Source organism: Algoriphagus aurantiacus, assembly GCF_035156405.1.
In the GTDB taxonomy this organism is placed as follows: Bacteria; Bacteroidota; Bacteroidia; order Cytophagales; family Cyclobacteriaceae; genus Algoriphagus; species Algoriphagus aurantiacus.
The window spans coordinates 110,732-126,532 of the sequence record NZ_JAXRUT010000019.1 but is presented as its reverse complement, the minus strand read 5'-3'; the positions used below and the strand labels follow the sequence as shown (position 1 = coordinate 126,532).

Below are 15,801 nucleotides of genomic sequence, written 5' to 3'. Positions count from 1 at the left end.
AGTCAAGGTAACCGCATCCGGAGAGATCACCCCGTTCAGCGTGCGGGTCAACACCGTCGCACTGGTGTTGCCGTCGTAGATCTTATTGTCAGCGGTGAAGTTGCCCGTGATATCTTTTTTATTTACCGTCAATGTCGCAGGATCCGAAATAGCATTTGGATCACAGGTTCCGCTAACAATAACTCGATACTGGAAACCACTCATTGATACTCCTGGTTTCTCAATTTCCAATGTTGCTAGATTTGCATCTGTATCGGCATAGATGCCACTTAATGTAATATTCTCAAAACCATCACCATCATCCACCTGCCATTGATATGAAAGTGTTTCAGAACCCGTTGCAGTAACATTGAATATCGCATTCTGACCATACGTTAAAGCGGTATTAGTCGGATTTGTAACAGATGGTGGTACACAAGTGGAAGCTGTGAGCGAAAAATTCGTAGCATTAGATTTCCCAGCATAAGGATTGTTGTTAGGGTCACCAGCAAAAGAAGCTATTAATCCATTTGAGCCATTATAGTTTCCTACAGGTTGGTTAACCACCCAGCTATAGGTCGCAACGCCATTGGTGCCAGTTGTACCAGTTCCTAATATTGAACCATTTAAAGAAAAGGTTATAATCTTTCCTGAAATTGGATTGCCATTTCCGACACATGCTACACAACTATTATCATTACCCTGTTGGGATAATTTGGCTGTCAAAATAACAGTAGCCCCAAAAGAAGCCGTAGAAGGGCCTATATCTGAAACCTGCGTATTTGCATCTGTAAAAAATGCAGTTGCTATTAAACCACTTGTAAGACCTGTGGCGGTTAGATCAAATGCCACACCTACGTGATTTGGTTTAATTAAAAACTGATCATAAAAAATATTCCCATTAGCATCTGCTATGGCGAAATTATCGTGAGAGTTTACACAGGTTTCGGGTTTGGGGGTTTCTTCAAAGTGAAAATCGACTCTTTCACCAGGTTCCCATCCTGTACCGGTAATAATTACATACTCCCCTGGAGCATAATCATCCTTATCGGTGGTAACTGTGGCTGTGCCACTTTGGGCATTTACAGAGAAAGCATTTCCTAAAAAAAGCAGGAATACCAAGCTGAATGCTGCAAAAACTGAGGGTTTATTGAAATTTTTCATAGGCTGTTTTAAAAAAATCCTGTCCAAGCTGTTGACTAAATTCACTTACTAAAAAACACTAGTCTTCAATGGCTTAACTAGAATATAAATTGTATTTAATACATAAATAGTAAATAATTTTGTTTTTTAATAGCACTTTTATGTCTTTCATATAATTTTTTTTGCTTTTTGAGATTTTTACCTATTTTGAAATGATTTTGTACATCGCAAAATTTTATAAATGGTGCTAACTTATTGTTTCTAAAAATGTTAAGAATTAAGATCACAGCAGATAAAATATCTTTAAACATTCGATGTTTTCATCATCTACCAAAATCATAAAATGTCAGCCCTTAAGACTTTCGGCTTCATAGATTTTCAAAAAGTGATTAAGAACGTATTGCCGAGAAAGTTGGATGTTATGAAAATCTATCACTGGAGTATCAGCTCAAATAATTCGCTCAGAGTTTAAGCATACCAAAAATTATAAAGAACATTTTTTCATATATAAATTTCATTAATCTGCTGATTTTAAATATCTTATTCTCTGATTCCACCAAAGAATCATGTTTTAAAACGCAAAAAAAATTCTCTCTTTTTCAAATTTGGCATTTATCATCACAAGCATTTTTCTTAAAACCCAGCAGGCTATGAAATCACTATTCACCCTTACTTTGTTAGCATTCATATCATTTTCTAGTTTTGCTCAGAATGAAGATGATACCTCTCCAATTCTTTTTATTTATGATGCCAGTGGCTCCATGTGGGCAGCAATGGAAGGTAAAACCAGAGTTGAAATCGCTAGGGATGTCCTTGCGACTTCGATAAGCAATCTCCCAGAAACTCAGCAAATTGGTCTGATAGCTTATGGTCATCGTCAAAAAGGAGATTGCAAGGACGTAGAATATTTGGTGGATCTGTCCAATACCGACAAGTCAAAAGTGACTGGTGAAATCCAACAAATCAAACCTTTGGGAATGACTCCTCTTGCTTATTCTGCAAATTTGGCAATCGATGATTTAAAGAAGTCTGACCAAAAAGCAACCATCATTTTAGTGACTGACGGGATAGAATCATGCGATGGAAATATCTGTGAAGTTATCACGGAGGCAAAATCTGCTGGCATAGATTTCAAGCTTCATATTATCGGGTTTGGCCTGAAAGAGGATGAAACAGCACAACTCAAATGTGCTGCGGCCGCTGGAGATGGACAATATTTTGATGCAAAAGATTCTGCAGGTTTATTAGGCTCACTTGAGGAAGCCACTTCTGCTACTGTAGATATGCCTGAAGGGAATTATGGGCTATTTGTCAAGCTTAACGGTCAATTGATCGATGCATTAGTGCAGGTACTAGATCCAGATACTAAGAAGAAAGTTTCTTTGAAGAGAACTTATGGAGACAGCGTTCTGATTTCACTACCAGAAGGCACATCTGACCTTGAAGTAACAGCACTTGAAAATACAGACCTAAAACCGATTCGAATTTCTGGTGTTTCGGCTGACCCAAATAAGATAGTCTATAAAGAAATAAGCTTTGATGGTGGTAAAATGGCATGGACTATTACTAACAATGGAAAACCATGGGATACTGCGATCAGAATTTTTGAAGCTGAGAGCAAAAACCCGGTAACTGCTGGAAGAAGTTATGGTGATGTAAAAGAATTTGAATTAAACCCTGGCTTNTGGGATACTGCGATCAGAATTTTTGAAGCTGAGAGCAAAAACCCGGTAACTGCTGGAAGAAGTTATGGTGATGTAAAAGAATTTGAATTAAACCCTGGCTTCTATGATGTTGAGTTACTGGCATTGGTAATCTCCGGAGAAAAAACAATTCGAAAAGAGAAAATAGAGATCAAAGCTGGAGAAAAATCAGAACTCCTGCACGACTATAAAACTGGGACAGCTAAAATAGGAGTACTGAATGGTTCTGAACTACTAGATGCTACAGTGTTTATCAAAACTGCCAATACAAAGGAAAATGTAGCTGGAATGAGAACCTACACCTCAACCAGCAGTAATCCCCGGGAATTTATCCTTACGCCAGGAGAATATGAAGTCACAGTAACTGCTGTTACCAAAGAGTTTGCAGGTAAAAAAGAAGTATTTGTCATGAAGATAATGGCGGGTGAGGCATTCGAAAAAACCATCAACTTTTAACAATGAACAAATACATCAAACCATCTAGCTTAGCATTTTATCTACTGCTATTTATGGTGTTTTTCATAATAGGTGCAGCAGCAGCGGGACTATCAGGAGTTGCAAAGAACCAAGGATTAGCCGGGGGTGCGATTGTGTTGGGATATGGCTTAATCACAGCTTTGGGGGGAATAGTCCTCGCAATTTTGGTGATTTCAAAAGCTAGCATAGACAAAATCAAAAAAGCCAATTGGATTATTCTGCTTATCCTACTTTTATTGTTAGCCTTTCTAAGTTTCCGCTACAAATCCAAAACCGAAGTGCCCGAGGAAGCGACTACTCCTCCACCTCCAAAGACGATTACAACCCCCGTAAAATTCATTAGCAAAAAAACTATAGAACCCGCTTTCCTTACAATCGGCTTAGGCTTATTTACTCCAAACTATTACGAGCGCGATGTCTTGTACTTTTATGCTGTGCAGAATTTTGATAAGCCTATTGAGGATAATCCAAAACTAGACAGCATTACTTTTGCCCGAACTGAACACGGTGATTTTACAATTAAAACAGCCCCACCATGGCTAGAACCTGAGCACATGAAGCTTGATTATGGTATCCTCTATTTCAAAATCATCCGAATAGGTAAGGACTATATCCTTATAGAAGGCAACTCCACAAAAAAACTAACATATTACGTGTCCAAATGGAGCGGAGATATAATACTCTGGCCTGAATTCATCCTGAGCACTTTTATGTTAGAATTTCCCGAAGGAAAAACTCAACCTGTAAAAATCAAACCACAGGATAATGCATCTGCTATCCAAAATACTTCACCTTTCATGAGAGCCATATCCATTCAAGATTTTTGGGTAGAAGTGGAAACCCTAGACGATCAATGGAAACCAATTGGAAAAGGATGGATCAAATGGCGAGACGAATCAGGTTTACTAGTCCAATATTCCTTACTTTCCTAGCTTTTAAGCCAATGAATTTCAAGGTTTATCTGCTGCGATAAAACTTACAATTAATTATTGAAAATCTCTTTAGATTTATTTTGGCAAGACAATTGAAACACATTTATTTGAAAAGGAATTAACTGAAAGTATACACCCCAACTTGCTGTTTGTTCTTCATTCTATCACCCACGTTTCTAGCCAGTTTCAATGATTAATCTTTCGAAAGATATTAGTATCCAAAACGTCATCACGGCTGATCAGCCTGAACTTATTGAGTTGATGCGGGAAATTTACGTTCCTTCATACCAACATATTTGGTCTGATAATGGTGAATGGTATTTGCAGCAAATGTATAATCCTGATGCCTTACAAAAGGATTTGGACAACCCCAAAAGCCACTACTATTTTGTGCTGTATGATGGTTGGAAAATTGGCATTTTGAAGTATTTATATCCTCAGTCCCCTGATTTGATTGATTTTCCAAATTCTCTGCATCTACACAGGATTTATATCAGTAAAGAATTTCAAGGCAAAGGGATTGCTGCCCTACTTATGAAAAAAGTAGAGTCCACTGCGCGAGAACGAGGCTTAAAATACATTTGGCTGGAGGTGATGGATACTCAACTACAAGCTCAACGATTTTATAGAAAAATGGGGTTTGAGTGGCTTTTCACTTATCATTTAGATTACAAAAAATTACTTCCTAAATATCGTGGTATTCAGATTTTGAGGAAGACTTTATGAGTTGTCAATTGGCCATTTGATTTTGATCCATTTACTTTCCTGCTCTGCATAGCTCCAAAGCTCCTTCAGATTGACAACTTTTATAAAAAAGCACTCATGTTACGAACTGCCATTAACTTTATTTTTTCAATTGTCATTCTACTTTCGGTAGTCGGCTGTGACCAAAAAAAACATCTCTCTCACTCTAGCCAAGCCGAGAGTTTGGCAGATATTACTTTAAAGTCATCCACTGCGATCAATACTGATGAAAATGAACTAGTAGGTGTATATTATATGCCATCGTGGAATACTTCAGCGGATCCTTCTGTTGATCGTGATAGCTTTTGGTCTTGCCTTACTGGACGAGGCGATTGTTCTAGTTTGCACAATAAAGCAGTCTGGGGGCCAAAGGGAAGGGTTTATAACGCAAAGTATCCCTATGAAGGTCCCTATCTAGACCGAAAACCCATCAAAGAACTGAAAGGATTTTACAAGCGAGATGATCCTGAAGTCATCAAGAAGCAATTGGAATACATGAAAAGCTATGGCATTGATTTCTTTGCTTACAATTGGTTTTTTGGACGTCATTATTTCCATCATTTAAGTTTTGGTCCACAGTCTAAAATCTACTATCCAAAAGGCTGGAAAACAGATAATGATCGAAGCGGAAGGGTGGCAGTACCAGGCATGGTAGAATGGGGTGACCCACTGAAAGTCATGCTGGAAGTAAATGCAAGTCTCCCTAAAGAAAAACAAATGAAGTGGGCGCTTAATTGGTGTGACGATAGTAATGAGCGCTGGATGCTTTGGCTCAAAGTCGGAGCTCCAGAAGAGCTAGCTCGTAAGGCCAATTACGAAGGTGAGAAGCCTAATAGAGAACTGTACCTCAAAGTACATGAGAAAATCACACAACTATGGATAGATGAATACTTTGGTCGAGGTGATTACTTGAAGGAAAAAGATGGACGTCCGGTGGTATATTTTTACTTTCCGCAGGATGCAGAATCCAGAGCTGCCTATTACGGATTGAAAATGAAAGACTTACTTGATCTGTCCCAGCGCATAGCTAAAAATTCAGGTCTACCGGGAATAAAATTTATAGCAGTAACATCTGGTCCAATGCTTGAAAATGAAAGAGTCTATGGGCTTCCTACGCAGTGGAAAGCAAATAACCCTCAAAGACCTTGGGAAGGTGGAACATACCAAAATAAGCAATTGCTTCAAGAATATGTCCCAAGGTTGAAAAGCATGGGCTTTGAAGGCATGACTGGCTATGTGTATCATGACTTTATGAATAAGGACAATAAGTCTTTTGCAGATATGCGAGAGACCTATAGAGGCCATTGGAATATGTGGAGTGAGAAATTTGAAAATGACCCGGATTTCGAATATCAAGTCCCGGTAGCTATGGGCTGGGATATGAGACCTGCGGGTGGCACATGGCCTCAGTCCTCAGGAATCCCAAGTGAACCCCAAAAAGACCGGGTTCATAGTTACAAAAGTTCCTTCACTGCTATGCTAAAAGACGCTCAGCAAACTTCAAAAAAATATCGTTCCAGCAACGGAAACACGGTAATGATCTGCTGCTGGAACGAATATCTAGAAGGCAATTACATAGAACCTACAGAAGGGCATAGATTTGATTATTTGGAAGCTATTCAATCTATATTTGGAAATTAAAGGGGTTAAAGTGCTTCTTCTAGCTTTTTCATAATTTCATTAAAATCTGCCATCAATTTATCTTCACTTTTAACCTTTTTCAAAACTGAACCTATTATTTCAAAGTGCTCCAGTTCGGCTACTTTCTGGCCTTTATTACCTGCAAGCTTCCAAAGTTTCAAGTATTCAGTAGTGATCTCTTCTTTCTTCGCAGTTGAAATTCCCATTAGGAACTGCGTTAACATGATATTTGCATAATGAGCCATTTTCCAAAAATCATCAGATTTTAATTCGCTTTCTTTTAATTCATCAAAAATCTTTTGAATTGCCTTTCTCGCATCCAAATCGATATTCTTTAGCCCTTTTTTATCCTGTAGTAAAAGCTGAAGACGGGTAAGAGTCAACCAATTTGTGAGCGGATAAGCGTCTCTATTTCCGGAGAACTTACTTGCCTGCTTATAGGCATTAATAGATTGAGACATCGCTTCCATAAGTTCTTCCATCGGTGCATCTCTTAGAACATGCATTTTCCGTTTGTATGCACTTCCAATCAAGCTCCATCTCTCAGCACTTTCACCGAAATGTTTTGACAATCCTCCAAGATCGATGATGACTTTGTCGATCATTTCCACGGCCTCTTTTAACTCGATTTTCTTAACAGCATATTTCTGTAAAGCTAGCTTCGCGAGTGTATTACAATACCTTTCAAAACTTTTGATGGTAAATGCTGATTTCTTGGAATTCAGTAATTTCTCATAGCAAGTGCAAGATTTCTCATATTCCTGCAGTCCTGCATAAATACTGGCAGATAGCTCATTGATTTTATCATTGAGCATATTTCTACTTTGCATTTTCTCAAAGACATGATCAATTCTACAGAGAACTCCCTCATGATCATATTCATTGGCATCCATTGATTCTAGGGTATTCTTCAATTCAATTTCTACTTCCTCACAAACCAGTAGTTCATCTTCATTTCCTCTCCAAACATCATCTTCTGACAGCTTATAAAAAGGATCTCCATAACATTGGAAAGCTCCCCAAGTATTTGTCCTGCGACCGTACTCTTTGTAAATTTCTTTCCTAGCCCGCTTTACAGCCTCCCCAAATCCCAAGCCATCAAACATATTTTCATAAAACTGTCTAGAGAACTCCAGCGCAGCCGCATCATCTACTGCCCAGCCTGCCACAATCACCGCCCTAGCTCCATTATTGATCAATTGTGTACCAATATTGGCGGCAAATTTATTTCTATACTGACTTCTCTCTTCTGATTCCCTATCCATCAATCCGAGGTAACAGCAATTTACAAAAACCAATTCTGCCGAAGAACTCATTCCTGCGATCTGTGCAGGTGTCAGAAAGGTATTATCGCCTATAACCATTCCAGTGGAACGACTTGCTCCGTGCTTGAATACACCGTGTCCTGCGAGATGAATAATTTTGTGGCTTTTGGAAAAAAGTTTCAGGATAATATCGGATGCTGTACTGCTAATTAAGCTTTGAGTCTCATAGTCGTTTTTCTTAAGAATATTGACTACAGTCTCTGCTTCCCGTTTGGCTCCAGGAAGCTGTGGCATAAACTTGTCCAGAATAGGATCTCCTACTACTAAGGCAGTTTTGGTGGTTACACGAGCTATTTTTTTGCGGTACTGCATCGTGGACAATTGACGAATCATCCCAGTGTGCACACAAATCGGGACTGCATCTACATCTTCCTGAATCATTTCCCAAGGATATTCCGCAGAAGCCAAGTCCAATATCCAAGAGACATTATTGAGTCGCTTCACTTCCTCCTTGAACTCATATGGAATCAAGAGTTCAAACATCGTTTTGGCTATCTCAGGAGAATATTGATTTTCAAGCGTCATTCTTTTCAATAAGACTTCAAGTGTCTTGTCACTGGCTGGCATATACTCCACTTTTTCACTTGCTCCATTTGAAGCAATGGACATCCTTATCGCTTCCTCAAACTCTTCCGAATCATTTAACTTCAATTCATGACAAACACTCACTCTTGTCCACCAGTCTTTCGTATTCTCATAGGGAATTCTCCAACGTCTGCCCAGTTTGTAACGGAGTCCTTTCTCCTTATACGCCACATTAAATTCCTTGCTGTCGTCCACTTCCAACCGCTGAATAGTTTTCAAAATAGATAGGGCTTTATCATTGAATATCTCAATAATTTCTATTTCTTCTATTCCCTTAATTTTCCCCTTATATACCGAATGAATATTTCTATTTGCCCGCTGGATTCCCAAAATAATTGCGCGAATAGAACTTTCAGTAGCTAATCCTCCATACGCGTTGGCTATTGCAATGACGGAAATCCCAGTAGTGGCTGAACTTTCCCCATCTGGCAGAGAATTTTTATTCCCTTTTTTAATAGTAAGGTATCTAGCGACTCCCTTTTCAACCGAATTCATCAAAGCAAATCCCGACAATTCGCCCGGAACGCCCAAACCTATTATAATGCCACCCTGAAAGGATGATTTGGTGAAATTTTCATTTAAAACTATCTGATTGGTACCGATGGGGCCTGGGTACAAACCTAAGCCATGTAACCTTGATAATTCCCCGTCAAGTTGACGGTCAATCGCCTGTTCGGTAGTGAGAATCGCATCAAATTCAAAATGGCCTGCAAGCACTGGATATTTAGCATATTTCAGATCACCATGACTCACAGAAACAAGTATCGGTTTTTCTTCCTTCCATTTTTCCTCCACCTCTTCAATACCTAAAATGGTATTCATCACATTTTCTTCACTGATATCAAAAATCTCAGTTTCTGCTGGTTCAAAATCCTTTTCTTCCCCACGAGATTTCGGAAGACTATTTTGAAGCCTTGTGGTAATTCCATATATCAGCAAATCTTCAATAGCAACAAAAAGATTCTTCTCCTTGGAAAGACCTCCATGCGTCACATTTGCATAATATACTTGGTTCTTGTCATGAAAACCTTTAGGAATACCGGACATCCATGTAACGCTCTCATCTCCAGCATTCGTGGCGTAGAATACCAATTCTCCATCCTCAATTTCCAGATTGGAAATCGTAAAGCTTTTCTTTCCGCTTTGCCCAGCTATGTAAGTGATATTTGAGTAATCTATATCGTCTACCTTTTGCAGAACTAGCTTTTGATGCTCTCCGAATTCCTCCAAAACCTTTGCTGAAGGTATTGGCCAAGAATCATCACCAGAAGCAGCACGCATCCTTTCCCACAATTTCCTATCAGAGAAATCATGTCTGTTACTATTACTCATTGGTAAAAGATTAAGAATTCCCGGGAAATTGCAGAAAACAGCCAGAAGCTCCTTGGTGGAATGCTTGATATCTATTTTTCCCAGCAATTTTATCAAACTGTCCTTGCCAAAAAGCACGTATGGAATACGATAAGATCCGCCAAGAGGTGAACCTAAAAATACTGCACGGAAACCTATTGAGCGATTGAGTTTTTGCCATGTTTCCTGATGATAAACAATAAAATCACGGACCAAAACTCCTCCCATACTGTGGGCAACAATTTTGATTGGTTGATTGAAACCCAGAAGTTCCTCGACCTTATTTTTAAAATCGTCTGCACTCTGTTTCAGTGGGATTCTCCAATCAAATTGGAAAGTGACTATATCATAGGTCTGAGCTAGCTTTTCTCCAAGGTTTGCGTAGGAAGTTTTGATCAAGGAATGTGCGGAGAGTTTCCCTTTCACATTGGAATCATAGGCCAGATTTATCAATTTCCCTCTAAGGAATTGCCAATAATTAATCCATAACAAGTCTTCATTCTCTCCAATATTAGAGCCCATGATCCCTGGAATAACGATTGCTATTGGCCGATCTCCCCCGACTTTATCCTTTTTGTAAACCCCAATCTCTATTGCTCCCCTATCTATATCTACTAATTTCAATTCAAAACTATCAGGAATATCCCCTACTTCAGCCGATAGTCCTGATACCAATGCCTTTACCGTATCAGGATTTGAAAAGTACTTGAAGTGGTTGATTGTACCACTCTTCTGAATATACACCGCTACGTTTCCGGAGACACGCCTTGCTCCCCATTTCATACTTTCTGTATCCACGACTAGGTCATTCTTTTTCATAAAGAAAAACTTGCCCAGAATAACCACTAGTGTCTTAAAGCTTAGGCTCAATTCACTGCTACCACCAACCACAAAGAGTGGGAATTTAATTTGAATACCCGAGTCCTGATAATTCATCGCTTTGATGAAAGGAGAGTTGGGATTCATCGCTTCTAACCCTGGCAATACATCCACATCGTCTTTGCAGGCAACAGCCTCCATGATAAATTCCTTAAAGGCAACGAAAATTGGGTTACCAACACTCCCCACTGTCAGTCCAATCAAATTGAAGGTGACGTTTAGAAAAATATTCAGACGACTAGAAGCCAATGTAGTTCCATTGGCAGGACTAGCAACACGTACCATTGATCTAACTGTGATCTTTTTAGCTGCCAGAATGTCTCTAATATCCTTGATCACTTTGAGATCAGCCTCCCTTTCATGCTTTACTAGAAGGTCTTTCTCAAAGTCATCAAACCCCTCTTCACTTGTAGAGAATCTTGCTAGCAAATCAGCTAATAGTCCACCACGTGAATGGCTTAGCAGATCCAATTCTATTCCCGCTGGGAGGTATTGAACTAGTTTATAAATATTCTCCAAAGGACTTGTTGTCAGTGTTCTATGCTGAAATGCCAGTAAATGATCCTCACCATATGCTTTATTTAATTTTTGCCATTCCTCGGATTCTTTCAGATCGCCAAAAGAACTTACTGTTGAGGATGCTGTACCGTGTAGCAAAAGCAAATACCGCCTATTTACATCCAGGTCAGCCACATTATCCTCTTTAAAGTTTAGCGTGCTTAGCTCGATATTAGGTGAACATGCCGCCAATACACCATAATCCACTTTATTGAAATTTTCACCTGGAAAAGCCAACTGCTTATCCTCCAGGTTTTTGGCCATTTCCCTAATCTTAGGCTGTATGACATTCTTTTTCACAAAGACCTTCAACAGCTTAATGCCCATCTTCTTGAATACACCTCTATCCTGCTCATCAGATTCTAATTCACTTGGTAGATACAATTCATCTCCATCTGCTGAGCGCTTGAGTTCTTGGGGGAAAAGAGTTTTTAGCGTCTCATTGTCTCCCATCCAAACGGCACCGTCTTCAAAATCAAACTCAATAATATGGTTATCTCCAAGTTCAAGAATCTGTTCTGGAACATCCCCTCTGGTGGGACTTTCTACAGTGTATGCATGATCAAATTGGTAGAGTTCAAACCCGCTGTCATCTCCTTTATGGAATGATGAATGATCTTGTCCTTTAAGTTTGATTTTCAAAGTAGCCATAGGTAAAAATTAGTATTAAATGGTAAAATATCCTTTCAACAATGGGAGGCAATACATGCTAAAAAAGCCTTGCATACTGCCCAGTCTGTAAGCTAGAGATGAGAAAAAATCATCTCGGAATTTTCAAAAACCTAATGATAGTTGACGCAAAATTCACTGTGCCTCTAAATCTGAAAACTCATTACAAATTAAAATTTATTAACGTAAAAAAATCATTATCACCAAATAATCTGGCACTTATAGAAAATCACGTGGAAGAATCAGTGGGTTGGTAAAAACAAAAAATCTCCCCAAAGAACAGCTCTATGGAGAGATTATTTTAATAGTCAATTATGTGATTTATCGCTTCTCATACCCTGGTCTTGCAGGTACTTTAAAGCGGTCACTGCTATTCAGCAAACGCATCACTTCTTGGATCGCTGCTTCTAATTGAGCGTCGGTTCCCTTTGCAAGACTTTCGAAGTCTTCCACCACTTCTATGTCTGGATCCACGCCATGTCCTTCTTTGAACCAAGTGCCATCAGGATCATACATTCTAAAGGTCGGCACAGTCACAGAGCCGCCGTCGATCAAACTTGGAGCACCAGAAATACCGATCAAACCACCCCAAGTACGTGTACCTATCAATGGACCGATTTCTCTCTTTCGGAAATAATCGGGAAAGGCATCTCCGCCAGAACCTGCGAAGCCATTGATCAACATCACTTTTGGACCAAAGTTGCCTGATTGAGGCCAAGCCCAATCCTCACCGTCCCTAACCGCCCAAAATGCCAGCGGCTTGCGATCCAAGAGTTCTACGAAGCGATCCGGAATTTGACCACCGTTATTAAAGCGCTCATCGATGATCATCCCTTCTTTCTCCATCTGTCCGTAAAACTGGCGGAAAAGCTCATTCTGTCCATCTACTCCAGTGCTTGGCACAAATATGTAACCGATTCTTCCATCTGTAGCTTCCTCCACTCTCTTTCGAAAATCATTAATCCAAGCAAGATTTCTCAATCGGGCTTCAGATCCAAGAGGCTCTACCAAAAAAGTCTTGGCTCCAGTCATGGAGGCTGAGCTATTTACGGTTAGCTGTATTGTTTTACCTGCTAATCCCTGCAGTGCTGCATAAATTGATTTATTAGTATCAATAGCCTGACCGTTGATAGCCAAAATATAATCGCCTTCTTTCACTTCCACACCTGACTTGAGTAATGGAGATCGAACTTCTACATCCCAAGGGGCTCCCTGAATTATTTTTTCAATTTTATAGGCACCATTTTCCAGTTCGAAATTTGCTCCCAAGTATCCTACAGACAAGGTAGGTCCAGACTCCAGATCTCCTCCTCCATTATAGGTGTGAGAAGCATTCAGCTCTGCAATTAGATCGCCAATGATGATGTTCACGTCTCGTCTCGAACCTGCCTGCGCGACCAAATCCCCATAGCGCTTGCGCATCAACTCCCAATCTACACCATGCATATTCGGGTCGTAAAAGTAATCCCGCTCAAATCTCCATACGTCATTGAAAATCTGCTTCCACTCTTCGGCAGGAACAACAGTCATCTGCATATCTCCTAGCGGTACTGTTTCTTCGATTTTCTGATCAGGAGCAGGATCAATCACTGCTAGTTTGCCCATAGAGAAGACCATCACTTTCTTACGGTCTGCAGAAAGTGAAAATCCATTTACTCCATCTATTACAGTTTTGGATTCTTTATCTTCTAAATCATACAGCTGCAAACTGCTTTTAGAATCTTCTCCCACACCGGTATTAGGATGGCGAACATATAGAAGTTTTCCTTCCAGCGTAGCCAGTCCTCCTATGTTTCCATTTGGGATTTCAAGCATTTCAATTCTGTTTTCGAAGGATGAAGTCTCAAATTCCACTGATTCTGGTTCTTCTTTCTTATCATCCTTTTTATCATCTTCCTTGTCAGACTTTTCTTCTTCTACTTTGATCTCATCATTTTTTAGCGAAATAAGTGACGGGATCGATTGATTGAGCGTACCTACCGCTACGCCGGTAGTATTGGAGTAGATGAAGGTATTATCTATGTCAGAATATTGAGGATCAAAATTCCGGTTTGTCCTGAAGAAGAGGTATTTTCCATCCTCACTGAATGTTGGGCTTTGATCAGCATAGAAGCCAGAGGTGATTTGTGAAGTCTTGCCTGACTTGGTGTCAAAAACAAAAAGTGTTGAAGTAGCTCTATTATTTTTCGAAAGGCTGTAAGAAATGTATCTGCTATCAGGCGACCAACTCACTCCAAAGCCTCGCAAACTGCCTTCAAACATATATTTACCATTATCAATCACTTGCACATCTCCTGAGACAGCATCGATCAACAATACTTCCATTGCCTGATTTACACTCACAATCTTTTTACTATCCGGTGACCAAAAGATATTGTAGCCAAAACCATCTTTAAAATTCGTAAGTGTTTTAGTTTGAGAATCAACCCCCAGTGTTTTAATAGTAAGTTGATACTCTCCCGTAGCGTCTGACCAATATGCGATCTTCTTGGCATCTGGAGCAATCTCAGGATAGCGCTCTGCTACTCCAGATGTGTTTGTAAGATTGGTAACAAAGCCTTCTTTTGCTGGTAAATTAAAAAGCTCGCCACGTGCGTTAGCTATCACGCGATTTCCGTCAGGAGAAAGACTGGCAGCCATTAGGTCAGATTCTAAGCTGACAATTTTTGGAATCATCGCCTTTTGATCAGAAATAATCTGAATTCCCACCCGCTTAGCTTCCCCAGAGGCAATGTCATATAGATACAAGCTTCCACCAGCTTCGAATACAATTTCTTTTTCGCTATTGGAAGGGAAGGTGATGTCAAAATCTTTGAACTCTGTTAATTGTGTATTCTGCTTGCTGGTCAGATCATATTTCCAGAGGTTGTTTCTTTGCTCAGGTCCATTGTCCGACATGTAATAAACCGCGTCACCGATCCACATTGGGAGTTCGTCGTTTGCTGTGTTGTTGGTAATATTTTCTGTTTTGTAATCTACCAGATCGAAGAGCAAAATATCCGGAGCTGTACCGCCTCGGTACCTTTTCCAGTTTCTATTTACCCGACTTCTATCGGTATACGCAAATCTTTTTCCGTCAGGAGAATAGGAAGCAAACTCTCCATAGGGCACAGGTAATTTGGCAGGAAGCCCCCCTGTCGAAGAGACTGTGTAAAACTGTGAAAATCGCTCTTTGCCACTTTCACGACCTGATGTAAATAATACGGATTTGCCATCTGGAGTCCAGCCCTGAACTACATTGGGCATGCCATGATAAGTCAGGCGGGTCGGAACTCCACCTGAAGTAGGCATCACATATACATCATAATTTCCGTTGTAATTGGCAGAAAAAGCAATCTGATTACCGTCGGGTGAAAACCTAGGATACATTTCCGGACCAGCCGGAGAAGTGAGACGCTGGGCAACTCCACCCTGCTTTGGCACTACCCATATATCATCGCCATAGGTAAAAGTTATCTGCGTCTCAGAGACATCTGGCAGTTGCATTAGCCGAGCATCGGTCTGAGCCTGGCTTAGCAATGGGGCTGTCAAAATCGACAAACCAAGAATAAATTTTCTCATAATTAAGTAAACTATTTGGATTAAAAACTGCTTATTTAAGTGGTTATAAAAGAAGTAAGATCCCTAACCCGATTCCTAAAAGCATATGGATCTTAATTGATAAAATAAGTGGTAGTGATGCGTAAGAATTCTTTATACAGAAAAAACAGTACCATCATATGAATATTCAAGTTAAGTGATTGATTTCAAGTATACTAAAAAACCACACTTAAATCAGACTGTCTCAAAATCGCACAGTTTTTTTGTTCGTTTTCA

General features: G+C 39.8%; 7 protein-coding genes. 4 read left to right on the top strand and 3 right to left on the bottom strand.

What is annotated here, in order from left to right; translation table 11 throughout:
* The coding region (locus SYJ56_RS17965; RefSeq protein WP_323836503.1) for an immunoglobulin domain-containing protein at positions 1 to 1,143 on the bottom strand (1,143 nt) is incomplete at its 3' end.
* A gap of 629 nt (positions 1,144 to 1,772) precedes the next feature.
* Here SYJ56_RS17965 and SYJ56_RS17960 point away from each other — a divergent pair.
* The 4 genes from SYJ56_RS17960 (at position 1,773) to SYJ56_RS17945 (ending at position 6,619) form a co-directional block, all read left to right on the top strand.
* On the top strand, positions 1,773 to 3,281 hold the full coding sequence (locus tag SYJ56_RS17960; RefSeq protein WP_323836501.1) for a vWA domain-containing protein: 1,509 nt from the start codon (positions 1,773 to 1,775) through the stop codon (positions 3,279 to 3,281).
* Between the two features lie 2 nt (positions 3,282 to 3,283).
* Positions 3,284 to 4,234, top strand: a complete 951-nt coding sequence (locus SYJ56_RS17955) for a hypothetical protein (RefSeq protein WP_323836499.1) — start codon at positions 3,284 to 3,286, stop codon at positions 4,232 to 4,234.
* Positions 4,235 to 4,423: 189 nt separating this feature from the next.
* Positions 4,424 to 4,960, top strand: coding sequence for a GNAT family N-acetyltransferase (locus SYJ56_RS17950; protein ID WP_323836497.1), 537 nt, complete (start codon positions 4,424 to 4,426; stop codon positions 4,958 to 4,960).
* Positions 4,961 to 5,056: 96 nt separating this feature from the next.
* Positions 5,057 to 6,619, top strand: a complete 1,563-nt coding sequence (locus SYJ56_RS17945) for a glycoside hydrolase family 99-like domain-containing protein (protein ID WP_323836495.1) — start codon at positions 5,057 to 5,059, stop codon at positions 6,617 to 6,619.
* A 5-nt stretch (positions 6,620 to 6,624) separates the two neighbouring features.
* Here SYJ56_RS17945 and SYJ56_RS17940 read toward each other — a convergent pair whose 3' ends face one another.
* A complete protein-coding gene (locus tag SYJ56_RS17940) occupies positions 6,625 to 11,967 on the bottom strand; it encodes a DUF7379 domain-containing protein (RefSeq protein WP_323836493.1) in 5,343 nt (1,780 codons plus the stop codon).
* 339 nt (positions 11,968 to 12,306) lie between these two features.
* Positions 12,307 to 15,546, bottom strand: a complete 3,240-nt coding sequence (locus SYJ56_RS17935) for a S41 family peptidase (RefSeq protein WP_323836491.1) — start codon at positions 15,544 to 15,546, stop codon at positions 12,307 to 12,309.
* Between the last annotated feature and the right edge of the window lie 255 nt (positions 15,547 to 15,801).

Excerpts from the sequence above, each read along its gene's own strand:
- SYJ56_RS17955 (WP_323836499.1), top strand. The coding sequence starts at position 3,284 with ATGAACAAATACATCAAACCATCTAGCTTAGCATTTTATCTACTGCTA.
- SYJ56_RS17935 (WP_323836491.1), bottom strand. The coding sequence starts at position 15,546 with ATGAGAAAATTTATTCTTGGTTTGTCGATTTTGACAGCCCCATTGCTA.
- SYJ56_RS17950 (WP_323836497.1), top strand. The coding sequence starts at position 4,424 with ATGATTAATCTTTCGAAAGATATTAGTATCCAAAACGTCATCACGGCT.
- SYJ56_RS17940 (WP_323836493.1), bottom strand. The coding sequence starts at position 11,967 with ATGGCTACTTTGAAAATCAAACTTAAAGGACAAGATCATTCATCATTC.
- SYJ56_RS17945 (WP_323836495.1), top strand. The coding sequence starts at position 5,057 with ATGTTACGAACTGCCATTAACTTTATTTTTTCAATTGTCATTCTACTT.